This is a genomic window from Paraburkholderia sp. JHI869, assembly GCF_038900775.1.
Lineage (GTDB): Bacteria > Pseudomonadota > Gammaproteobacteria > Burkholderiales > Burkholderiaceae > Paraburkholderia.
Genome location: NZ_JAYMSC010000010.1, coordinates 147,230 through 170,020, shown reverse-complemented (window position 1 = coordinate 170,020; position 22,791 = coordinate 147,230). Strand labels below are relative to the sequence as shown.

15 protein-coding genes and 1 tRNA gene are annotated in these 22,791 nt (G+C 63.6%); 4 read left to right on the top strand and 12 right to left on the bottom strand.

The genetic code is table 11. The features are described from left to right. Window positions 1-61: 61 nt before the first annotated feature. Window positions 62-838 (bottom strand): GntR family transcriptional regulator, encoded by a 777-nt coding sequence (locus VSR72_RS18860; protein ID WP_342953865.1) that lies wholly within the window; start codon window positions 836-838, stop codon window positions 62-64. 320 nt (window positions 839-1,158) lie between these two features. Between VSR72_RS18860 and VSR72_RS18855 the strand changes: the two genes are divergently transcribed. Further along, entirely contained in the window at window positions 1,159-4,611 is a 3,453-nt protein-coding gene (locus VSR72_RS18855; protein ID WP_342953864.1) for an adenylate/guanylate cyclase domain-containing protein, read from the top strand. Window positions 4,612-4,621: 10 nt separating this feature from the next. Here the strand turns inward: VSR72_RS18855 and VSR72_RS18850 are convergent. From VSR72_RS18850 to fdnG, 7 genes are all read right to left on the bottom strand, one after another. Next, window positions 4,622-4,717 (bottom strand) — tRNA-Sec (locus tag VSR72_RS18850). A 54-nt stretch (window positions 4,718-4,771) separates the two neighbouring features. Next, entirely contained in the window at window positions 4,772-6,700 is a 1,929-nt protein-coding gene (gene selB / locus VSR72_RS18845; protein ID WP_342953863.1) for a selenocysteine-specific translation elongation factor, read from the bottom strand. Continuing rightward, on the bottom strand, window positions 6,697-8,163 hold the full coding sequence (gene selA, locus VSR72_RS18840; protein WP_342953862.1) for an L-seryl-tRNA(Sec) selenium transferase: 1,467 nt from the start codon (window positions 8,161-8,163) through the stop codon (window positions 6,697-6,699). Before selA ends, selB begins: the two co-directional genes overlap by 4 nt. Window positions 8,164-8,178: 15 nt before the next feature. Next, on the bottom strand, window positions 8,179-9,111 hold the full coding sequence (gene fdhE / locus VSR72_RS18835) for a formate dehydrogenase accessory protein FdhE (RefSeq protein WP_342953861.1): 933 nt from the start codon (window positions 9,109-9,111) through the stop codon (window positions 8,179-8,181). A 119-nt stretch (window positions 9,112-9,230) separates the two neighbouring features. Then, window positions 9,231-9,857 carry a formate dehydrogenase subunit gamma gene (locus VSR72_RS18830; protein WP_342953860.1) on the bottom strand — a complete coding sequence of 209 codons (627 nt, stop codon included), beginning with the start codon at window positions 9,855-9,857 and terminating at the stop codon, window positions 9,231-9,233. Continuing rightward, entirely contained in the window at window positions 9,844-10,782 is a 939-nt protein-coding gene (gene fdxH, locus VSR72_RS18825) for a formate dehydrogenase subunit beta (RefSeq protein ID WP_342953859.1), read from the bottom strand. Before fdxH ends, VSR72_RS18830 begins: the two co-directional genes overlap by 14 nt. A 12-nt stretch (window positions 10,783-10,794) precedes the next feature. Continuing rightward, complete coding sequence (fdnG, locus tag VSR72_RS18820) at window positions 10,795-13,866, bottom strand: formate dehydrogenase-N subunit alpha (RefSeq protein ID WP_342953858.1); 3,072 nt, start codon at window positions 13,864-13,866, stop codon at window positions 10,795-10,797. Window positions 13,867-14,055: 189 nt separating this feature from the next. Between fdnG and VSR72_RS18815 the strand changes: the two genes are divergently transcribed. After that, window positions 14,056-15,465, top strand: coding sequence for a YihY/virulence factor BrkB family protein (locus VSR72_RS18815; protein ID WP_342953857.1), 1,410 nt, complete (start codon window positions 14,056-14,058; stop codon window positions 15,463-15,465). A gap of 220 nt (window positions 15,466-15,685) precedes the next feature. Then, the gene (locus VSR72_RS18810) at window positions 15,686-16,879 is read left to right on the top strand and encodes a porin (protein WP_342953856.1); all 1,194 of its coding nucleotides are present in this window, start codon (window positions 15,686-15,688) and stop codon (window positions 16,877-16,879) included. Window positions 16,880-17,099: 220 nt separating this feature from the next. Here VSR72_RS18810 and VSR72_RS18805 read toward each other — a convergent pair whose 3' ends face one another. The 3 genes from VSR72_RS18805 to VSR72_RS18795 all read right to left on the bottom strand — a co-directional run bounded on the left by VSR72_RS18805 (window position 17,100) and on the right by VSR72_RS18795 (window position 20,515). Next, window positions 17,100-17,999 carry a LysR substrate-binding domain-containing protein gene (locus tag VSR72_RS18805; RefSeq protein WP_342953855.1) on the bottom strand — a complete coding sequence of 300 codons (900 nt, stop codon included), beginning with the start codon at window positions 17,997-17,999 and terminating at the stop codon, window positions 17,100-17,102. Between the two features lie 248 nt (window positions 18,000-18,247). After that, complete coding sequence (locus VSR72_RS18800) at window positions 18,248-18,697, bottom strand: HU family DNA-binding protein (protein WP_112173011.1); 450 nt, start codon at window positions 18,695-18,697, stop codon at window positions 18,248-18,250. A gap of 324 nt (window positions 18,698-19,021) precedes the next feature. After that, the gene (locus VSR72_RS18795) at window positions 19,022-20,515 is read right to left on the bottom strand and encodes a PLP-dependent aminotransferase family protein (RefSeq protein WP_342953854.1); all 1,494 of its coding nucleotides are present in this window, start codon (window positions 20,513-20,515) and stop codon (window positions 19,022-19,024) included. Between the two features lie 136 nt (window positions 20,516-20,651). On the opposite strand from VSR72_RS18795, the gene VSR72_RS18790 reads away from it, so the two are divergent. Next, on the top strand, window positions 20,652-21,089 hold the full coding sequence (locus VSR72_RS18790) for a carboxymuconolactone decarboxylase family protein (RefSeq protein WP_342953853.1): 438 nt from the start codon (window positions 20,652-20,654) through the stop codon (window positions 21,087-21,089). An 82-nt stretch (window positions 21,090-21,171) separates the two neighbouring features. Here the strand turns inward: VSR72_RS18790 and VSR72_RS18785 are convergent, their stop codons facing one another. Next, window positions 21,172-22,698 carry an oligopeptide:H+ symporter gene (locus VSR72_RS18785; protein WP_342953852.1) on the bottom strand — a complete coding sequence of 509 codons (1,527 nt, stop codon included), beginning with the start codon at window positions 22,696-22,698 and terminating at the stop codon, window positions 21,172-21,174. Between the last annotated feature and the right edge of the window lie 93 nt (window positions 22,699-22,791).

Here is a 22,791-nt window from a genome sequence, read left to right as displayed (position 1 = left end):
GTTTCGTGACTCCTGTCGAGCCGACAGGAGTCACCTCTCATGAGCGAACGCGCAAAAGCGCCTACTGAGACGCTTGCGCGACAGTTGTCGTCGACGCTTCACGCGATGGAGCGCTGTAATTCAAGGGCACGGATGCAGTGAGATTGCGATCCATGAATTCCATAAACTGACCCTTGAACTGAACGGCATGTAGATGGCCGTACTCCTCTGCCTTATCGGCATCGCCTCGTTCGATCGCATCCAGTATTTCCGTGTGATCCGAGCCCATCTCCTGTGGACTGATGTTGGGATCTTGCAGCTTGAATTGCAGGTGCAGATGGAGCATCCTGCGCCCCTCGTCCAGCAAGCGGCTATAGAGATCGGCAAAATACATATTGCGCCCGGCGCGGGCGACAGCCATATGAAAATCGTAGTTCGTCTCGATCATCGGCAAACTGACGCGCGTCTTGATGCTCGTAGCAACGCCCTTCTCGTACGCCTTGTACGTTTCGCGGATTTTGACAAGATCTGCTGGTGTTCGGTGCACCGCGGCTAGACGCGTTGTCACGCGTTGGAGCAGATCGAGCGCGTCGAGGAATTCCGGCACGCGGGCGAGTTCCATCGGCGTCACGACGGTCGTGCGATTGGCAAGCGTGGTGACGAGTCCGTCCGCCGAAAGCCGTACCAGGGCCTCTCGAATCGGAGAACGAGACGAATCGAAACGCTCGGCGAGCCCCACCTCGTCCAGCGCTTCGCCGGGGGCGAGTTTCATGGTGAGAATCTCGCTACGGAGCATTTTGTACACTCGTGCAGCGCCCGTTTCTTTGCCGGGCGGCTGTTCCGCTACAGGCTTGGCCATATCATTTCCTGAAATCTTGCTCTTCGTGATGCGCGCAGGGCTGCAAGGACTTCGCATCGTTATGCAGCGCCCTTGCCTAGCTCAATTGTCGACATAATGCCGACAAAGTCAATCGGATTTTATAGGGACGAGATACTAGTAAAGCCGCGGTTGCCAATACGGTCAGTTTACTTCAGTTGATAGTCCGATCCCGGCAAGGCGGCGTGGCACAACTATCACCAGAACCTGACCCCGTGTGCCGTCATCCGGCCCTCTCTTGGCTGCAAGCAGATACGGCGCATAATGACTACAGGGTGCCCCTTGGCAAGGGAAGTGTTGTCATGCGCTGCGCAAACTGCGGATACGAGAACCTCACGGGCGCCAAGTTCTGCGAAGCGTGCGGCGCCGGGCTGCCGCGCGAGTGTCCTCGCTGTGGGCACCCAGCGACGCCTTCCGCAAGATTCTGCAATGAGTGCGGCGCCCCCCTGACCGATGCGGCGGCCGCGCCATTTCCGCGTTCGCAGCCTGTTCCAGAGCCGTCCAGAGCGCCGGTTCATTACACGCCACACCATCTTGCCGAACGCATTCGCGCCGAGCAGGCGGCCATGGAAGCGCGAGGTGAAACTGCCGGTGAACGCAAAACCGTTACGGCGTTGTTCGCCGACATGGCAGGTTCCACCGCGCTGATCCACGACATGGATCCGGAAGAGGCCCATCGATTGATCGAGCCCATCATCGCCCTGATGATGGAAGCCGTGCACTACTACGAGGGCTACGTGGCCAAGTCGCTGGGCGACGGCATCCTGGCGCTGTTCGGCGCGCCCATCGCGCACGAAGACCATCCGCAGCGTGCACTCTTTGCGGCGCTGCGCATGCAGCAGGCGATGCGCCGCCACAGCGATCGTATTCGACTGGAGGAAGGCATTCCGCTGCAGATCCGCGTCGGCGTCCACACCGGGGAAGTCGTGGTGCGCTCGATCCGCACCGACGACCTGCACACCGATTACGATCCGGTCGGACACACGATCCACATTGCATCCCGGATGGAAGGGATCGCCACGCCCTCGTCAATTCTCGTGAGCGAAACGACCCACAAGCTGGCCGAAGGCTATTTCGAGTTCAGGGCGCTGGGAGCCACTCAGGTCAAAGGCATTCCCGAACCGCTGCCGGTGTATGAGGTAGTGGGTCTCGGCGCACTGCGCACGCGCCTGCAACTGTCGGCGCACCGCGGTCTCGCCAGGTTCGTAGGCCGTGAGGCCGAACTGGAGCACCTGACCCAGGCGCTGGATGAGGCCAGAACTGGCCGTGGACAATTGGTTGCGGTGGTCGGCGAGGCCGGGGTTGGCAAATCGCGGCTGTTCCATGAATTCAAGGAGCGCTCACGGCGCGGCTGTCTGGTGCTGGAGACGTTTTCGGTATCGCACGGCAAGGCCTTTGCCAATTTGCCGCTCATCGAGCTGTTGAAGAACTATTTCCAGATCACAGCCCAGGACGACGAGCGTCGGTGCCGGGAAAAGATCATGGGCAAGGTGTTGACCCTCGAGCGCAGCTTCGAAGATCTTGTGCCATACCTGCTCTATCTGCTGAGTATCTGCGAAGCCGGTTCGGCGTTGGCAGAGATGGCTCCTCACATCCGGCGGGACCGGACATTGGACGCGATCACGCAACTGCTTGCACGCGAGAGTGGCAATCAGCCGATCGCATTGGTGTTCGAGGATCTGCAATGGTTGGACCGCGAGACGGAAGCCTTCCTCGCGCACCTGCTTGAACACATGCCTGGCACCCGGATCCTGCTGCTCGTGAACTACCGGCCCGAATATCAGTCCGCCTGGCAACACGCGAATCACTACAGCCAGCTGCGGCTCGAACCGCTGGGCCCGGCCGAAGCCCAGGGACTGCTGACGGCACTGCTCGGTGACGACCTCTCCCTCGTGCCGCTCAAGCAGCTCGTCCTGGAGAAGACGGAGGGCAATCCGTTCTTCATGGAGGAAGTGGTCCAGACGCTGGGTGAGGAGAAAGCACTGCTCGGCGAACCAGGCCATTACAGGATCGAGCAGACCCCCACGGCGCTGCATATTCCCACTACCGTTCAGGGCGTGCTCGCCGCCCGTATCGACCGGCTCCCCGTCGCGGAAAAGGATTTGCTGCAGACGCTCGCCGTCATCGGCAAGGAGTTTCCATTCAGCCTGATTCAGCGCCTCTGTGGCGACTCCGCTGCGCACACGAATGACCATCTGCGCCTGCTTCTTGCCCACCTGGAAGCCGCGGAGTTCATTTACGAACGGCCCGCGTTTCCGGAGGTCGAGTATTCGTTCAAGCACGCGCTCACCCAGGAAGTTGCCGGCCATTCGCTGCTCAAGGAGCGACGCAGCGCACTGCATGAGCGCACCGCGCAGGCGATCGAGACGCTGTTTCCCACCCGCATCGCGGATTACTGCAGCGAACTGGCGCATCACTACGGCTTGAGCGGCAACATTCCGAAAGCCCTGGAGTACCTGCATCGTGCCGCGCAACAGGCCGTTCGACATGCGGCCCATCTGGACGCGATGCATCACCTCGGCGTCGCGCTCGAACTACTCAAGCGTCTGCCCGATACACCGGCACGCATGCATTGGGAACTGACGCTGTTGCTTTCCCTGGGTCCGGCCTTGATGGATGTGAGAGGCTATGGCGCGCCGGAGGTGGCCGCGACCTATAACCGCGCGCTGGCATTGTGTGAGCAGATCGGCGAGACGTCACAGCTTTTTACGGTGCAACTTGGACTGAGGATCCACTATGTGTCGCGCGCCGAGTATGCCACCGCGCGCGAATTGGCCGAACGGATGCTCCACACGGCGCGGCGCACCCAGGATCCGGCCTTGCTCGTCAACGCACACGACGCACTCGGTATGTGCCTGCTCCTCCAGGGGGAGCTCGAAGCCGCCCGCACGCACGCGGAACAAGCGCTTGCCCTCTACGATCCTGAGCAGCATCAGGCACATGTCTTTGCTCACGCGCTGGATCCCGGCATCTGGGCTTTGAACATCCTGGTTCTGACGTTGTGGCTTCAGGGTTACCCCGATCAGGCGTACAAGCGAAACCTCGAGGCACTTGCCCTCGCACAAAAGCTTGCCTTTGGTCCAACTCTCGCGAACGCCCTGGGTTACGCGGCCGAGTTGCACCAGCTTCGGCGAGAGTCATCGCGGGTGCTCGAGCACGCCGATGCTCTCATCACGCTCTCGATCGAGGAGGGGCTGCCATACTGGCTCGCGTGGGGAAACATTCTCCGAGGCTGGGCCCTGACCGAGCATGAAAGTCCCCTGGAGGGAATCGCCCAGATGCGCGAAGGCCTGGCTGCCGTCAGAGCCGCCGGAGGCGAGGACCAGCGATCGTACTTTCTCGCCCTCCTTGCCGACGGCTATCGGCGCGCGGACAACGGGGAAACTGCCCTTGGCATGCTCGAAGAGGCAATGGCGTTCGTCCACAAATCCGGGGAGCACTGCCACGAGGCGGAGTTATATCGGCTCAAGGGCAGCATACTGTTCGGCGCGTTGAACGATGGCAATGGCCAGGCCGCGCGCAGCGGCGAAGCGGAGACCTGTTTTCGCGACGCGATCGAATTGGCTCGCCGGCACGGTGCGAGATCTCTGGAATTGCGCGCGGCGTTGAGCCTGGCCCGGCTGTGGCAGCACAAGGGCAAAATTGAGGAGGCCCGGCAAGCGCTGTCCGAGGTCTATGGCAGATTTACGGAGGGTTTCGACACTGCCGACTTGCGAGAGGCCAAGGAATTGCTTGAAGCCCTTGCGCCGGTTTAAGCGGATGAAATGGCGGAAGGCAGCCGGAGTCGAACCGACCCGGGAGCGGCTGACGCCCCCAACCGGGTTTGAAGCCCGGCCGTACCACCGGATACGAATGCCTTCCTTCGTCAAACTCAACCACAATCGCAACTGCAACCACAAGCACCCATCGATGCGCCTACAACCATTCGCGCATCCGGCTATCGTGCCGTAGCAGATGCGTATCGCGCTGAAAGCGAGTATATCCAACGCGATCGAAGTACTCCAGAATCTGGATCGCCCGCTTTCGGCCCAATGCCGTGGCGTCGCGAAACGCCGCGGCGTTGACGGCGCCGCCCTGCTCCGCGGCAATCTGCGCAACGGCGCGCGCGAGCATTTGCATCGCCTCGCGCTCGTAAAAGAGATCGCGCACGACCTGATACACGCGACCAAGGCGCGCGAGCTTGCGCAGCAAAGCACGCACCTTCTCTTCCGGCTGCCGCGTCTCGCGCGCGAGGTCCCGCACCCACGGCGGATCGAAACGCCCAAGCGCCAGCAGCGGCATGAGGCGCGCCGCGAGCGCTTCTTCGTCGGCGTCGAGCGTCACCGCGTGCGACGGGAGATGCAGCCACGGGCCGCTGCGCGCGACGCTCCCTTCGCGTTCGAGCGCTTCAATCGCGGCACGCCATACCGCATCGCTCACAAGCGGCGCCGCCATGCGCCGCAAGCGCGCCGCGTCCGGTCCCTGCTCGTCCGGCGAGCGTGTGTGAAACCCGCCGAGCGCTTCGACAATACGCTCCATGAGGCTCGTCCAGTGCGCGCGTGCGATCACCGCGCCTTCGTCGTCGCGCCCTTGCGGTGCGATTGAAATCGCATCGGCGGGCAATGCGAGCGCAGCGTCGTCGTAACCGGTCAACTGCACCAGCGTCGCGCGCGAAATGCCGCGCGGCGCTTCTTCGATCAGCGGTGCAAGGTTCCCTTCGTCGAGCCACGTGCGCAACGCGTCGAGCCATGCGCGCCGCTCCGGCGTCCTGCGCCGACGCGACGGGCCGAACGGATCGAGCACACGCCCGCCACCTACGGTGTGGTTTGCCTGTGCGTTGCGAACGATGAAGCGGTCTCCCGGCAACGCGTGCAACGGCGCATCGAAAACGAGCTGCACGCGTGCGCCCGCACCCGGTGCAAGCGTTTCGCCTTCGAGCAACGCGACGTTCGCCACGCGATGCGTCGTGCCGAGGTGAACATGAAGCGGCGACCAGTGCTGCAACGTGATGCCCGCGTCGTCGAGCAACCGCAGTTCGACGTCGAGCCGCACGACGGGCTCAGCCAGCCGCGCATCGACGACCCAGTCGCCGCGCGCGATCTGCTCCTTGTCGATCCCTGCGAGATTGAGCGCGCAACGCTGGCCTGCGTGGCCCGCGTCGCCGGCCTGCACCGCGCGATTCTGGGCATGCAGGCCGCGCACACGTACGGGCTTGCCGGCCGGTGCGAGCACGAGCGCGTCGCCGGCCCGCACGCGTCCGGCGAATACGGTGCCCGTCACTACCGTCCCCTGGCCCGTTAGCGTAAATACGCGATCCACCGCGAGACGAAAGAGGCCATCGTCGCGCCGCGCCCGCCATGCAATCGCGCGCTCGCGCAACCAGGCGTCGAGGCGCGCAACACCTTCGTCTTGCGGCTGCGTTGCATTGGTCTCGAAGATCGGTGTGTCCGCAAGCATCGTGTCGGCAAGCCAGGCGGCAATTTCGGCGCGCACGGCGTCGAGCCGCGCCGCATCCACGCGATCGCACTTGGTCAGCGCAATGGCGCCTTGCTGCACGCCTAGCAGTTGCAGAATCGCGAGATGCTCGCGCGTTTGCGGCATAACGCCGTCATCGGCGGCAATCACGAGCAAGGCGAAGTCGATGCCGCACGCACCCGCCGCCATCGTATGCACGAGTTTCTCGTGGCCGGGCACGTCGATGAAGCCAAGCACGTCGCCGTTGGCGAGCGGCAGGTACGCGTATCCCAGTTCGATCGAAATGCCGCGCGCCTTTTCTTCTTTCAGGCGGTCGGTGTCTACGCCAGTCAAGGCACGGACCAGCGTGGTCTTGCCGTGATCGATGTGCCCCGCCGTGCCGACGATCACAGGCGCAGCTCCGCGAGTTGCGCGACAAACGCCGCTTCATCGGCAGATTCGAGGCAGCGCAGGTCCAGACGCAGCGCGTCGTCGGCAATGCGGCCAATTACGGGCCGCGGCAGTTCGCGCAAGGCGCGTTCGAGCTTGAGCAGCGCCCGGCCGCTACCGCCCTTGCCCGCATGGCGCACGACGAGCCCGCTGCTCGGCAGCACATCCACCGGCAGCGCGCCGCTGCCGATCTGGCTGAACATCGGCTCGACGCTCGCGGCATACGCATCGCCGGTTGCACGCTGCAACGTGGGCAACGCACGCTCCGCGGCCTCATGCATTTGCGCAGCAGGTCGTGTGAGAAGGCGCAGCGTGGTGAGGCGCTCCTGCAAGAATTCGGGCGCCTGATAAAGCCGCAACACCGGTTCGAGCGCTGCGAGCGTGAGTTTGCCCACCCGCAACGCGCGCTTGAGCGGATGCTTCTTGATCTTCGCAATGAGTTCCTTGCGCCCGACGATCAGCCCTGCCTGCGGGCCGCCCAGCAGTTTGTCGCCGCTGAAGGTCACGAGGTCCGCGCCCGCTTCCACGGTCGCGCGCACCGTGGGCTCGGCGGGCAAGCCCCATTGCGCGAGATCGACGAGCGTCCCGCTGCCCAGATCGACCGCCACCGGCAGGCCGCGCTGACGCGCCAGCGGCGCGAGTTCATCGAGTTCGACACTCTTCGTAAAACCGCTGATCGCGTAGTTGCTGCAATGCACTTTCATCAGCAGCGCCGTGCGTGCATTGATTGCTGCTTCGTAATCCTTCAGATGCGTTCGGTTCGTCGTGCCGATCTCGCGCAAGCGTGCGCCCGCCCGGCTCATGATGTCGGGAATGCGAAAGGCCCCGCCGATCTCGACCAGTTCGCCGCGCGAAACGACGACCTCCTTGCGATTGGCGAGCGCGCTCAACAGCAGCAATACGGCCGCTGCATTGTTGTTGACGACGGTCGCGGCCTCGGCGCCCGTCAGTTCGCAGATCAGCGAGTCGATCAGATCGTCGCGGTCGCCGCGCTTGCCGCTCGCGAGATCGAATTCGAGGTTCGCGGGTTGCGTGAGCGCCTGCACCACGGCTTTCACAGCCTCGTCGGGCAGCAGCGCGCGGCCGAGGTTGGTGTGCAGCACCGTACCCGTGAGATTGAAGACCGGACGCAGGCGGCTTTGCGTACGCTCAGCCAGCCGTTGCGCGGTGGCTGCAATCACACGCTCCTGCGAAAATGATTCGGCATCCTTGTTTTCTTGCGACAAGATGCCGGCGCGTGCATCGCGACGCCATGCGTCCTGCGTGGCGCGTATCGCGTCTAGCACCTGGGTGCGTCCGTATTGCGCGATCAGTGGCTGCGCTTGCTCCGAGGCAATCACGCGCTCGACCGCCGGCATTTTCGCGAGCAGCGCATTCAGCGCTTGAACATCGTGCTCCGCTGCTTGTCCCATGGTTTCACTCATGGCGTGCCCGGCTCCTTACTGGTCGCCAGGCACTTCGGGCCACAGCAGCGGATTCGGGCTCGCGCGGCGGTAGCCCGCATCGCTCATCAGCAAGTCGAGCGTGAGGCTCGCGAGGTCGTCGGCAAGCGGTTCGAAGTCTAGGTCCTTCTCCTGATAGCCGATCTTGCGGTACGTATGGCATTCGTCGCACGATTCGGCCTTGAGTGCCGCATTGCCGCCTTCAATGCCGTGATACGCAATGCCCTTGGTCGAATCGCAGTTCGTGCACTTCACGCGCACCACGTGCGCCTCGGTGCCACACAAGCCGCACTGCGCAAACCGATAACCCTGATACACGCCGCCAATGCGCACGATGCTGGCAACGGGCGGCGACCCGCACACGGGACAAACGCCCGGTGCATCGACGTAAGGCACGTCCCGCACGTCGATGCGGCTAGCAAGGTCGGTCCACACCACCTGCAGCGCGGCCATGATGAACGGCGCGGTGGCGGGTGCGATTTCGGTGTAACGCTGCGCGAGGATCGCGTCGGCCTGGGCATCGAGTTGCGCTTCGTCCATGGCGCGCAGGCCGTCGAGCACTTTTGCGAGCGCAGGCGCAACGACGCCCGCGGCTTCAACACGATCCGCGATCCGCGACAGCACGGCGCGCCATTGCGGATCGCGCTCGCCCGAAAGCGCCGGGAGTATCGGCATGGAATGATGCTGCGCGTTCGCGATCGCTTCGCGCGAAGGCATGGACGCGCTGCACTGTTCGAGCGCCTCCTGCTGCGCATCGACGAGCGCCGCCATGAGCCGCACGTAGCCGCCAATGGGATTGTGGTCCGCGAGATGCCGCAGACGCACGGCGCGCGTGCTGAAAAAGGCGAAGCGCTCGGGCAGACGGATACGCGGAATGGCAGAAGGATCGAGCGATTCGATTTGCTGCGGGTCGAGAATACGTTGCGTCACGACGGGTCTGCTCCAGAATGGCAACACCCAAGAAAAAACCGCCGTGCCCTTGCGGGCGCCGGCGGTTTGCCGCTCGCACCGCCACGGCCTTTGGGGCCAGGCAGCGCGCAGCCTGTGCGTTACTTGATGCTCTCGCGGAACCAGCGCGGATGATGCTTTCTCGCCCAGCCCCAGGTGACGTAACCGCGCGTCATGGCGCCGATCGACCCCTTCACCCACAGCGCCGCATAAATATGGATGATGATGCCGCATATCAGCACGAACGCCGCGACCGCATGCACCAGCGAAGAGAGCCGGATAATCTCGATCGGGAAATAGAACGAGAAATATCGCCGCCAGATCACAATGCCGCTCAAGAGCAACAGCACGAGGCAAACCACCATCGTGAAGAATAACAGCTTCTGTCCCGCATTGTAGCGGCCGATCTCGGGCAGCCTGTCTTCGCGGTTGTTGAGCACGTCGCCCATCTGTTTCATCCACTGGATGTCGTCTTTGTCCAGATAGTTGTGATGCCAGAAGCGCAACGCAAGGAGCAGGAACGAGACGAACATCACGATGCCGATGAACGGATGCAGAATACGCGTCCACTGGCCGCCGCCCAGAATCGCATAAAGCCACGACAGGGCCGGATGAAACATCGCGAGGCCCGAGAGCGCGAGCAGGATGAAGCTGATCGCGGTGATCCAGTGGTTGCTGCGCTCGTTGGGCGTGTAGCGCTGGATCAGTTGCGGTTCATCGTCTTTCATCGTTGCGCTCCTCGGGTGGTTCGCCACGCATGCGCCGCGCCTCGTCGCGCGCGGCAATTTCATCTTCTTCCGTCACTTCGTTCGGGCCGATCCGCGTGTAATGGAAGAAGCCCGCCAGCGCCGTGAGCGCCATGATGCCGAGTGCGATCGGCTTGGCGGCTCCCTTCCAGAGCCGCACCATCGGGCTGATGCGCGGGTTCTCGGGCAGACCGTGATAAAGCGAGGGCTGGTCCGCGTGGTGCAGCACGTACATCACGTGCGTCCCGCTCACGCCCGGCGGATCGTAGAGCCCGGCATTCTGAAAACCGCGCTCCTTGAGGTCGACGATGCGCTCGGCCGCATGCTGCTTCATGTCTTCCTTGGTGCCGAACACGATCGCGCCCGTCGGGCAGGTCTTCACGCAGGCGGGTTCCTGCCCCACCGCCACGCGATCCGAACAAAGCGTGCATTTGTATACACGGCGATCCTTCTGCGAGAGGCGCGGAATATTGAACGGGCAGCCCGTGATGCAAAAACCGCAGCCAATGCAGTTTTCCTCGTGGAAATCGACGATGCCGTTCGTGTATTGCACGATCGCGCCCGGCGACGGACACGCCTTCAGGCAGCCCGGATCCTCGCAATGCATGCAGCCGTCCTTGCGGATCAGCCATTCGAGGTTGCCGTCCGGATTCTCCCATTCCGAGAACCGCATGACGGTCCAAGAGTGCTCGGTAAGATCGTGCGGGTTGTCGTACACGCCCGTATTCACGCCAATTTCGTCGCGCAGATCGTTCCACTCCATGCACGCCGTTTGACACGCCTTGCAGCCAATGCACTTGGTTACGTCGATGAGCTTCGCGACCTGGCCCGTGACCGGCTCGCGCACGCCGGGCGGCGGCGTGGTCGTAGCCGAGAGGCGCTTGATGTCGAGTGATTGAAATGCCATGGTTCGCGCCCCCTATGCCTTTTCGACTTTCACGAGGAACGACTTGAACTCGGGCGTCTGCGAATTGCCGTCGCCCACGGGGGGCGTGAGCGTATTCGTCAGATAGCCCGGTTTCGTGAGCCCCTTGAAGCCCCAGTGCAGCGGTACGCCAACCTGATGCACGGTCTTGCCTTCGATGGTCAGCGGCTTGATGCGCTTGGTGACCACCGCCACGGCGATCAGATAGCCGCGATTGCTCGACACCTTCACGCGGTCGCCCGCCACCACACCCACCTCTTTCGCGAGCGCCTCGCCGATCTCGACGAACTGCTGCGGCTGGATGATTGCGTTCAGCCGGGCGTGTTTCGTCCAGAAGTGGAAGTGCTCGGTGAGCCGGTAGGTGGTCGCCACGTGCGGGAACTGTTGCGCGGTCCCGAACGTCTTGCGGTCGTCGGGGAACACGCGCGCCGCCGGATTGCTCGTGGCGAGCGGGTTGTTCGGGTGGAACGGGTTATAGCCGAGCGGGTTCTCGAACGGTTCGTAGTGCTCAGGGAACGGACCTTCGTTCATGCCGTCGCGAGCGAAGAAACGCGCCACGCCCTCGGGGTTCATGATGAACGGCCCCATGCCCTGATCGGGCGCCTCGTCCGCCTTGTAGTCGGGTATGTCCGCGCCCGTCCATGCGCTGCCGTTCCACGCAATCAGCTTGCGGGTGGGATCGAAGGGCTTGCCCGCCACATCGCACGAGGCGCGGTTGTACAGCACGCGCCGGTTCGCCGGCCACGCCCAGGCCCAGTTGAGCGTCTGCCCGATGCCCGTGGGGTCGTCGTTGTCGCGCCGGCCCATCTGGTTGCCCGCCTGGGTCCACGCGCCGCAGAAGATCCAGCAGCCGCTCGCGGTCGTGCCGTCGTCTTTCAACTGCGCGAAGGCCGAAAGCTGCTCTCCCTTCTTCACGAGCACTTTGGTGGGGTCTTTCGCGTCGGTCTGGTCGGCGAGCGCACGACCGTTGTATTCCCTGGCGAGTTCCTCCGGCGTGGGGCTCGCGGGATCCGAATACGGCCAGTCGAGCTTGACGATCGGATCGGGCAGCTTGCCGCCGTCCTTCTGATACGCGGCGCGCACGCGCAGGAACAGGCCCGACATGATTTCGAGGTCGCTCTTCGCTTCGCCCGGCGGCTCCGCCCCCTTCCAGTGCCACTGCAGCACGCGGCTCGAACTCACGAGCGAGCCGTTTTCTTCCGCGAAGCACGTAGTCGGCAAACGGAACACTTCAGTCTGGATCGCAGTCGGATCGACGTCGTTATAGTCGCCATACTTCTTCCAGAACTCGGAAGTCTCGATGGCGAGCGGGTCCATGATCACGAGCCACTTGAGCTTGCTGAGCGCCGAGACCGTCTTGGCCTTGTTCGGTGAGGACGCGAGCACGTTGAAGCCCTGGCAGATATAGCCGTTGACCTTGCCCTGATTCATCAGCTCGATGGTCTGCAACAGGTCATATGGCTTGTCGAGCTTGGGCAGCCAGTCGTAGCCCCAGTTGTTGTCCTTCGTGGCCGCGTCGCCCCACCACGACTTCATGAAACTCACGAAGAACGCGCCGTAGTTTTTCCAGTAGCTCAGCTGATTCGGCCGCATGGGCTGCGCGGCGCGCTTCTTGATGTAGTCGTCGTAGTCCTGCTCAGCTTCCGACGGCAGCGTCATGTAGCCCGTGAGCAAGTTCGACATGAGCCCGAGGTCGGTCAGCCCCTGGATGTTCGAGTGACCGCGCAGCGCGTTCATGCCGCCGCCCGCAATGCCGATGTTGCCGAGCAGGAGCTGCACCATCGCACCGGTGCGGATATTCTGCGAGCCGATCGAGTGATGGGTCCAACCGAGTGCATACAGAATTGTGCCTGCGCGTCCCGGCTCCGCCGTGCTCGCAAGCATTTCGCACACCTTGAGGAATTTATCCTTCGGCGTGCCGCATACCTTCTCCACCATCTCGGGCGTGTAGCGCGAGTAATGCTGCTTGAGCAACTGGTAGACGCAGCGCGGATTCTGCAGCGTATCGTCGGTCTTCACGAAACCGTCGTCGCCGAGCTCGTAGTTCCACGACGACTTGTCTGGGTATGAATGCTTCTGCGGATCGTAGCCCGAAAAAATGCCGTCGTTGAACGCGTAATCTTCGCGCACGATGAACGAAAAGTCCGTGTAGTTCTTCACGTACTCGTGCTGGATCTTGTCGTTGGTGAGCAAATAGTTGATCACCGCGCCAAGGAAGGCGACGTCCGTGCCGGTGCGGATCGGCGCGTAGAAGTCCGCGACCGATGCCGTGCGCGTGAAGCGCGGGTCCACCACGATGAGCCGCGCCTTGCGGTGCGCCTTCGCCTCCGTGACCCACTTGAAGCCGCACGGGTGCGCCTCGGCCGCATTGCCGCCCATCACCAGAATCACGTCCGCATTGCGTATGTCGACCCAATGGTTCGTCATCGCTCCACGGCCAAACGTCGGGGCAAGACCTGCCACCGTCGGGCCGTGTCAGACACGCGCCTGGTTGTCGAATGCGAGCAGGCCCATGCTGCGGGCCACTTTATGCGTGAGATAGCCGACTTCGTTGCTGCCCGCCGATGCGGCCAGCATGCCCGTGGTCAACCAGCGGTTCACGGTCTTGCCGTCGGCGGTCTTCTCGACGAAGTTCGCGTCGCGATCTTCCTTTAGCAGCTTCGCGATGCGGTCGAGCGCCTCATCCCACGAGATGCGTTTCCATTCGTTCGAGCCGGCCGCGCGGTACTCGGGGTACTTGAGGCGGCTGTCGCTATGAATGAAATCGATCAGGCTCGCGCCCTTCGGGCACAGCGTGCCGCGATTGACGGGGTGATCGGGATCGCCCTCGATATGGATGATGCTCGTCGTAGCATTCTTCGCGCCATCGCCGAGACCGTACATGAGGATCCCGCAACCAACCGAGCAGTACGGGCAGGTATTGCGGGTTTCAGTGGTGCGCGCCAGTTTGTATTGTCGGACTTCGGCAAGCGCGTTGTCGGGTGCGAAACCCATCAACGCGAGGCTGGAACCCGCCAGCGACGTTGCCGTGACCTTGAGGAACTGACGCCGGGACATCTGCAGCATGATGAGCCCTCGGCTTGGTTGTGGGTTTTTTCAGTATAAGACGTTTTGGGAGACGGATCGCGCTGGATGTTCGCGAGCTTTGCACGCGTACAGCGCGAGGTCGCCCGGGAATCACGCTTGCTAATATTGAATGGCGAATGAGCCATCTTTGTGACGAAAACGAAGCACTGAGGAACGGGGCGCTCCATCATGTCGACGCTTTCCACCGAACGACTGCAGTCCGCCGCGCGCAAGGAAGCGTCGTGGGTGGTGGGCGCGTTGCGCCAGTTCATCGCCAACCGGTGCCCGTCGCTCGCGGCAAGCATCGCGTTCTACTCGGCGTTTTCGCTCGCGCCCACGCTTGTCATGGTGATTGCCGTGGCCGGCTGGTTCTACGGCGTCGATGCCGCGCGCGGCGAACTCTTTCGCGAAGTCCACAACGTGCTCGGCGACGACGCGGCCGCGGGCATCACCACAATCGTGCAGAACGCGCACCGGGCGGGCGGCAAGGGCGGCGTCGCGGCGATCATCTCGCTCGCCCTGCTCGTGATCGGCGCATCCGCAACCTTCTCCTCGCTCAATTCCGCACTGAACATCGTCTGGCCGCCGGACGGCCAACGCCCTTCCAGTGTGTTGGCGCTCGTACGCGTGCGGCTCATTTCGTTCAGCCTGGTCCTGGGCGTCGCGTTCCTGCTGATCGTTTCGCTCGTGCTCGACACGGCCATTACCTTCGTCGGTCAGTGGCTCTGGGGCGATTCTCCTTATGTGATCATCGGCAACCTGCTGCAGCTCGCCGTGGGCCTAGTGGTGCTGGCCGTCGCGTTCGGCGCCCTGCTGCGCTTCCTGCCCGACGCCGACGTGCGCTGGCGCGACGCGATGGTGGGCGGCATCGTCGCGGCGGTGCTGTTCTCGGCGGGCAAGAAACTCTTCGCGCTCTATCTCGCGCACGCGGGCATGGCAACGGCCTTTGGCGCCGCCGGCTCGCTCGCTGTGCTGCTGATGTGGCTCTATTTTTCGGCGGCGGTGCTCCTGCTCGGCGCGGAATTCTCGGCCGCGCGCGGACGCATGCACGACCCGCGCGGGGCGTGGGGTTTCCTTGAGGAAACACCGCCCGGCAGCCGCGCCAAGCTGGCGTCGGTTCTCGCAGCCTCCACCATCGTTGGGAGACATGACACCAAGCGTCCAGACCGTCCTGCCGTTGCCCCGGCGCCGTCTGCCGTGCCGATCGGAAACGGCAGCGCAGCGGCCACAGCCATGCCTGCGGCCCTGGCGGCAGCCGTTACAACAGACAAATCGACACTATCGGAAACTCCGCTCGGCGCGATCGGGCGCGCGAGTGCCTATGGCGGTGCGTTCGGGAGACTGAAATCGGGGCTGCAGATCCGCCGTTCGGTCGTGCGCATGGAGGACAGCGCCACCTACGCTGCGGCCCTCACGCTGGTCCAGGCAGGCCGGACGATGGCCGCCGCCGACCGCTATGTGAAGCGCCATCCGTGGAGTTCGGTGTTGTTCGTCGCCAGTGCTGCGCTCGCCATGACGGCGGCCGGCAGACGCCGCCAACCGCCCGCAACCGGGCGCGACGAGGCTGAGACCAAAGGCCGCAGCAAGGCGAAAAAATAACGCATGCTTACGGAACTTTTATCAAAAACGACAATAATGCTCGGTCAACAATCCAATATTTCTAAAATCGGCATAATCGACGGAGGCCCCGTCTGACAAGGGATTCTGGCCGGTGTCAGGTTTTCGCGACAAACTTTATTTTTTCAGTTCAGGTCGATTGGCCTGCTGCGTTATTCTCCAACGCGCAACAACTACACAATTTCTGCGTGGAGAAAACAGAATGAAACGAGTCGCTCTCTCGACCCTCTCGCTGGCCCTCTTGGCCGCAGCCGGCACCGCGCACGCTCAAAGCAGCGTGACCCTCTATGGTGTGATCGACGAATCGATCCAGTGGGCCAACAACGTGAAGGACGCGAACGGCAAGAACGCGAACCAGTTCTCCCTGTTCGGCGGCAACATCTCGGGCAACCGCTTTGGCCTGAAGGGCACGGAAGATCTGGGCGGCGGCCTGAAGGCAATTTTCCAATTGGAAAACGGCTTTGATATCAACTCCGGCAAGCTCGGCCAAGGTGGCCTGATGTTCGGCCGTCAGGCATTCGTTGGCCTGACGCACGAGCAGTTCGGTACGGTCACGCTCGGCCGCCAGTACGACCCGCTGGTCGACATGGTTCAGCCGCTGACGGCTGACAACTACTTCGGCAGCACGTTCACCACGCCGGGCGACGTCGATAACAACGACAACAGCTCGCGTACGAACAGCGCCATCAAGTACGTTTCGCCGGTTCTGCAAGGCTTCCAGTTCGAAGGCATGTACGCTCTGGGTGGCGTGGCTGGCGCAACGGGCTCGGGTCAGAGCTGGGGTGCAGCCGCTACGTACGGCGTCGGTTCGTTCAACGTTGCCGCCGGCTACTTCCGTATGGACAACGCTTCGTCGCTCGCTTCGCGTACGACGACGTCCAACGGCGTGAGCACGGTTGGCTGGGCTTCGGGCGCAACCTCGGGCGCCATGTTCGACAGCCAGATCAACTCGGCCTACGCTTCGGCCAAGTCGGTTGGCACCGCTCAGATCGCTGCACAATACGTCGCAGGTCCGTTCACGTTCGGCGCACGTTACAGCAACGTTCAAATCCGTCCTGACGGCTACTCGACGTTCGCTTCGACCCAGCGTTACAACGTCGCCGCTGGCTTCTTCGGCTACCAGCTGAACCCGGCCCTGCTGCTCGGCCTCGGCTACACCTGGACGCACGGCGCTGGCGAATCGTCGAACACGTACAACCAGATTTCGCTCGGCGCGGACTACAACCTGTCGAAGCGCACGGACCTCTACGCTCTCGCAGCATGGCAGCACGCCAACGGCCAGCAGCCGGGCGCAGCTCCGGGCACGGCAGCTGGTGCATCGATCGGTTCGTACGGCTACGATTCGGCTTCGAGCTCGCAGACCCTGGTCAGCCTGGGCATCCGCCACAAGTTCTAAGCAACGCTTTGCTCCGGGCTTCGGCCCGGCGCCGGAACCGGCTGACGAGCCATTCCGGCGAAGCGAGCGAGACCGCGCAGCTAAAAACTACACGCTGCACAAACCAGCCTCGGGCACAAGCCCTGGCTGGTTTTTTTATGCCCTCCGGGTTTTAGAACCCATCCTCCAACGCCTGTTCGCGCGTTGCGCCGCTTACGCGGCCTTTACACGAGCGAAAGGCTTAGCGCAGCCGCGCCAGCGCGGCGGCGGCGTGCCACACGAACGCGTCGCTCAACGCCGTCGCCGCGCGCTGCGTGCCGCGCACGACATGAAGCGCGCTCGACAACGCGGGCGTGAATCGCTTCACGCTCACCCGCGCGCTCGCGTGCTGGGCTGTGAGCGCGTCGACGAGCGCGATGCCCATTCCCGCTTCCACCATCGCCACGACGGATTGCGCGAGCGCCGCTTCGACGCCGGATTCGCGCGCCACCCCGCATTCGGCAAAGTGCCGGTCGATAGAGAGGCGCGCCTCGCTCGCCGCGGCAAACGAAATGAAGCGTTCGCCCGCACAGTCTTGCGCATGAATCACACGCTTGCGCGCGAGCCGGTGTCCGCGCGGCACGATGCAGCGCAGCGGCCATTCCCCCAGATACTCCAGACGCGCGCCAGGATGCGCGACGGCTTGCGCCACGAAACCCAGATCGCAACGTTGGGCCGCCACGCGCTCAGCGATCTCGGCGGCTTCGCCAGTCATCAGTTCGAGATCGACGCCCTCGTGCTCGTTCGCAAACGCAGCGGCCACGCGCGGCAGAAAGTCGGCGCAAAGATCCGCTGAAGCGGCCACGCGCACGACCCCGCGCCTTTGCGCGCGAATCTGCGCGGCCGCCTGGGCCACGCGCTCGAAGCCGAAGAACGCGCGCTCGACTTCGTCTTGCAGCGTATGCGCTTCGACAGTCGGCAACAAACGCCCCTGGCGCCGCTCGAAAAGCGCGAACCCCATCTTCGCTTCGAAGTCGGCAAGCAAACGGCTCACCGCGGGCTGCGAAATGCCGAGCGCCTGCGCCGCGCGCGTGACGGTGCGCCACTGCATCAACGCGCGAAACGCTTCCACCTGGCGCAAACTAAGGTCGGCTGTCTGCATAACACTCTGTTATGGATATTTTTAAATCTTGGCCTACCGCTTTATTCGCATACGACATCGACGACATCGATTCGCTTATTTTAAGGACATGATATCGGATACCCGACCATAACATCAGCACATAGAACATGAACACAGTGCGCATACCACGCACCAAATGAAAAATCCCCGTGGGCTCGACGCCAACGGGGATTTTCTGGTACTGAGCCGCTGCCCGAAGGCCGCGGCTTGTAGTGCAATCAGCGCAATCAGGCTGCTGCTGCGTCCTTCAGCTTCTTCAGGGCGCGCGCCTTGATGCGGACCGATGCGGGCTTGGCCGGGAACCAGCGCTCTTCGCCCGTGAACGGATCCTTGCCGAAGCGCTTCTTCTTCGCCGGCACGGCCTGCACGACGATCTTCAGAAGACCCGACAGCGTGAATTCGCCAGCGCCCTTCTTGTGGACCGAACCGAGGATCGTGTCTTCCAGCGCGGCCAGCACGGCCTTGGCAGCCTTCGGCTCGACGCCTGCACGTTCAGCAACGTGGGTAGCCAGCGAGGCCTTCGTGAAGGTGTCCTTGATCGGCGACGGTGCGCCGGACGCCTTCACGGCGACCTTCTTAGCTGCGGCCGTCTTGGTGGCGGGCGCTTTCTTTGCAACAACCTTCTTGGCCGGGGCAGCTGCCTTTTTTGCGGCCACTTTCTTTGCGGAAGTCGGCATGTTTCTCCTACCAGTGTTGGTCAGTGAATCGACGAAGCGCTGCGGAATGCATGTGCTTCAACGGCGGATTCTACATACACGCAAGCGTTTTGCGTGAAGCTTTTGCATTGTCGTTACGATTTTGTTGCGCGGCGCTGACTCTCGAACACATTTCGACGCCTGTTTACAGGGGTAAACGTGCACCTGGCGCACCCGAAGCACTGCCGGAGGGCACGTTTCGGTGAGCGCGGCGCGCGGCGCGTTCGTCAGGAAAAGCGCCATACGTATGGTGTTTTTGCACGATTTCGACTGCCATGCCGGCGTCGCCGCGACGGCAAGTTGCGCTCAAAGCGTACGCAGCAGCGTGGCCAGCGACGTGAGCGCGGCGTCGATACGCTCTGTATCGACACCACCGTAACCGAACAGAAAACCGCTCTCTACAGGCGCTTCGAGATGAAACGGCGTGAGCGGATGCAGGCCGATCGATGCGCGGCGCGCAGCCTGAGCCACCGCTGCGGCGTCGAGCGGCGCGACGAGCCGCGCCGCCAGGTGCAACCCCGCCGTGTTCGGCGTGACGGGTTCGAGCCACGGCGCGAGCGGTCCGCGCAGATGTGCGAGCAGCACGTCGCGGCGCTGCGAATACGTCTGATGCATGCGCCGCAAATGGCGCGCGAAATGGCCATTGAGCATGAAGTCGGCGAGCGCAGTCTGCGTGAGCACGCAGCCGTGGGCGTCGCCAATCTGCCGCGCGCGGGCGAGCGGCGCGGCCAGTGCGGCAGGCGGCACCATGTAGCCCACGCGCAGCTCCGGGAACATCGTTTTCGAAAACGTGCCGACGTAGGCCACGAGACCGGCGTTGTCGAGGCTCTTGAGCGGCTCCATGGAGCGGCCTTCGAAGCGGTATTCGCAGTCGTAGTCGTCTTCGATCACGAGCGCACCGCGCGCCTGCGCCCATTCGAGCAGCGCAACGCGCCGCTCGAGACTCATCGGCATGCCGAGCGGAAACTGGTGCGAGGGCGTGACGTATACGAGCCGCGCCGCTTTCGGCAACCGCGCGACGACGAGCCCCTCGCGATCCACGGGCACCGGCACGACCTTCGCGCCAAGCGCGGCGAAAATATCGCGCGCAGGCGGATAGCCCGGGTCTTCCACGGCGACCACGTCGCCGGGTACGAGCGTCACGCGTGCGAGCAGATCGAGCGCCTGCTGCGCGCCTTGCGTAACGATCACGTCCCGCCAGTTGCCCTCCACCGCGCGGTTGAAGGCGAGATAGCGCGACACAGCGAGGCGCAGCTTCTCCTCGCCCGCCGGTTCGCGATACATGCCGTAGCCGCGCGCCTGCACGCGCAACGCGTCGTTGATGCAGCGCCGCCAGATGTCGAAGGGAAAGCGCGACTTGTCGGTGATGCCGCCCGCGAAGTCGCAGGCGAGCCGCGGATCGAGACGCGGCAACGAGCTGTGCAGCGCCTCGGCTTGCGCCTGCCACCACGGCGTGGCCTGCGCCGCCTTTGGCGTCGACGCGGCAGCGGCGCTGCCAGCCGCAGTAGCCGCGCGTATCTGCGGATTCGGATGACCGCGCTCGCGCGCGGGCAGACGTTCGAGCGTCTCGGCGACGAAGGTGCCCGAGCCGCGTCGCGAGTTCAGATAGCCTTCGGCGAGCAGCCGTTCGAATACGTCGAGCGTGGTCTTGCGCGAAACGCCGAGCTGCATTGCGAGATCGCGCGTGGACGGCAGGCGGGTGCCACCCGCCAGGCGCCCATCGACGATGCTGTCGCGTAGCTGCCGATAGATCTGGCCCGCGAGGTCGCGACGGCCCGACACGGTGACGTGGAGTTCCATGATGAAGCGGCTCGTAGCGTTCGATGGGAGCGAAAGTGGTCACCCGAAATATTGCCAGAATGGCTATGTGAACGCGCCAGCGCAACGCCTAAAGTTCACCTGTGGTTACGCAACTCAACTCAAAAGGTGAACGCTCATGCAGGCACGTCTGGATTTCTACAAGGCCAGCCCGGAAGGCACGAAGGCCATGATTGCGCTCGAAGAGCGCGCGAGCAAAAGCTCGATCGAAAAGCCGCTCGCGGAACTCGTGCGCCTGCGTGCTTCGCAGATCAACGGCTGTGCGTACTGCGTGGACATGCACACCGCCGACGCGCGCAAGGGCGGCGAAACCGATCGCCGGCTCGCTACGGTATCGGTGTGGCGCGAAACGCCGTTCTTCACGGAGCGCGAGCGCGCGGCGCTCGAATGGACCGAATCGGTCACGCTGCTCGCGCAAACGCACGTGCCCGACGAGGTTTGGGACCGCGTGAAGCCGCATTTCAGCGATCAGGAGATCGCCGACCTCACGCTGCTGATCATCGCGATCAACGGGTGGAACCGTATCGCGGTGACGTTCCGCAAGATGCCGGCCTGAGTTTGAAGTTGTAAACGCGCGGCTTCAGCCGCCGCAAATTAAGCGGCGGCTGAACGCGGCGCGCGCGGTTGCGTCGATCCGATCACTGGATGCTTTCCGATTGCGGCTCGCGCGAGGCTTGCGCGACGCATTTTGCGTGATGCTCGCGCGAGAGCCGGTTCATGAGCGGCAACAGCAGCACAGCCACCAGCACGCCCAGCGACGCAAGCCAGCCAAGCCCCGTGAAGAGCCGCGTATAGAGCGGCAAAGAGGTGAGCGGGTCGAGCGTGCCCGAGGGCATCTGCGCGAAATTCGCCACCACGCTGCCCAGATACTGCGAAACGCCGGTCGCGACGAAGTAAGCGCCCATCATGAACCCGCTCATGCGCGCGGGCACGTAGCGCGCGATCATCGCGAGCCCGAGGCCGCTCACGAGCAGTTCGCCGAGCGAGTAGAGCCCGTATCCGGCCACCATGAACCACGACGATACGCGCCCTTGCACCGCGTAATGCCCGCTCGCCGCGAACACGAAAAAGCCCGCGGCGACCACGGCGAAGCCCAACGCGTACTTCACGGCCACCGGCACATCGCGGCCGCGCCGCGCAAGCGAGGTGTAAAGCACGGCGAGCACCGGCGAGAGCACCATGATCCAGATCGGATTGAGCGCCTGGAACTGAGCCGGGCTCCATTTGAACAGTTCGACGCCCAACAGCGCGAACTGCGGATCGACGTTGCGCAGCGCGAACAGCGTGAGCGAAGTCGACATCTGCTGATAGAACACGAAGAACAGGATCACCTGGCACGTGAGGATGAGCGCCGCGATCAGGCCCGCGCGCTCGGCGCGCTCGCAGCGCACGAGCATCCAGCCGAATATCGCGAGGATGGCGGCCGCCGCGGCATACACGCAGCCGCGCGCGATCGCCTCGTGCTGGAGCACGAACATCGTCGACGCGCCGAGCGCCACGGCGCCCACTGCCACGAGCACGGCACGGCCCACGTGCAGCGGCTGGTCGTCGGGCGCCGAGCCAATGCGCGCGAGCGCGCGGCGCATCAGCATGAAGTTGAGGATGCCGAGCGCCATGCCCGCACAGCACACGCCGAACGCGGCATGCCAGCCCCAATGCTCCTTGATCCACGGCGTGGCGAGCATCGAGACGGTCGAGCCGATGTTCACCGCCATGTAGTAGATGGTGAACGCGCTGTCGAGCTGCGCGTCGTCGCCCTCGTAGATGCGCCTCACGAGGTTCGCCGCGTTCGACTTGAACAGACCGTTGCCGACCACGATCACGCCTAGCGAAGCGTACATATGGCTCAGGCTGTCGTTGGGCAGCGCCAGCATGAAGTAGCCCGCCGCGAGGATCACGGCGCCCGCCACCATGGAGCGCCGTGCGCCGAGAATCTGGTCGCCGATCCACCCGCCGATGGCCGGCGCCGCGAAGACGAGCGCCACGAAGGCGCCCCAGGTGAGGTTCGCCTGGCGGTCGCTGAAGCCGACCTGCTCAACCATGAACAGCACCAGAAGCGCCGCCATGCCGTAGTAGCCGAAGCGCTCCCACATTTCGATGAGAAAGACCGTCGTGAACGAACGGGTCCGGCCTGGAGGGGTTGTGGCTGAGGCTGGCGTATTCATGTTGCGTATTTCCTGTTGCGGTAGTGCAAGGCGCGCGATTGTACTTGCGCGTGCGACGCTGGCAGTTTTTGCGCGGCTTTTGGCATGGTTGCG

What these genes read in the sequence shown, in the direction of transcription:
- VSR72_RS18860 (WP_342953865.1), bottom strand. Translation starts at nt 838, where the DNA reads ATGGCCAAGCCTGTAGCGGAACAGCCGCCCGGCAAAGAAACGGGCGCT.
- VSR72_RS18855 (WP_342953864.1), top strand. Translation starts at nt 1,159, where the DNA reads ATGCGCTGCGCAAACTGCGGATACGAGAACCTCACGGGCGCCAAGTTC.
- selA (WP_342953862.1), bottom strand. Translation starts at nt 8,163, where the DNA reads ATGAGTGAAACCATGGGACAAGCAGCGGAGCACGATGTTCAAGCGCTG.
- VSR72_RS18830 (WP_342953860.1), bottom strand. Translation starts at nt 9,857, where the DNA reads ATGAAAGACGATGAACCGCAACTGATCCAGCGCTACACGCCCAACGAG.
- fdxH (WP_342953859.1), bottom strand. Translation starts at nt 10,782, where the DNA reads ATGGCATTTCAATCACTCGACATCAAGCGCCTCTCGGCTACGACCACG.
- VSR72_RS18815 (WP_342953857.1), top strand. Translation starts at nt 14,056, where the DNA reads ATGTCGACGCTTTCCACCGAACGACTGCAGTCCGCCGCGCGCAAGGAA.
- VSR72_RS18810 (WP_342953856.1), top strand. Translation starts at nt 15,686, where the DNA reads ATGAAACGAGTCGCTCTCTCGACCCTCTCGCTGGCCCTCTTGGCCGCA.
- VSR72_RS18805 (WP_342953855.1), bottom strand. Translation starts at nt 17,999, where the DNA reads ATGCAGACAGCCGACCTTAGTTTGCGCCAGGTGGAAGCGTTTCGCGCG.
- VSR72_RS18800 (WP_112173011.1), bottom strand. Translation starts at nt 18,697, where the DNA reads ATGCCGACTTCCGCAAAGAAAGTGGCCGCAAAAAAGGCAGCTGCCCCG.
- VSR72_RS18795 (WP_342953854.1), bottom strand. Translation starts at nt 20,515, where the DNA reads ATGGAACTCCACGTCACCGTGTCGGGCCGTCGCGACCTCGCGGGCCAG.
- VSR72_RS18790 (WP_342953853.1), top strand. Translation starts at nt 20,652, where the DNA reads ATGCAGGCACGTCTGGATTTCTACAAGGCCAGCCCGGAAGGCACGAAG.
- VSR72_RS18785 (WP_342953852.1), bottom strand. Translation starts at nt 22,698, where the DNA reads ATGAATACGCCAGCCTCAGCCACAACCCCTCCAGGCCGGACCCGTTCG.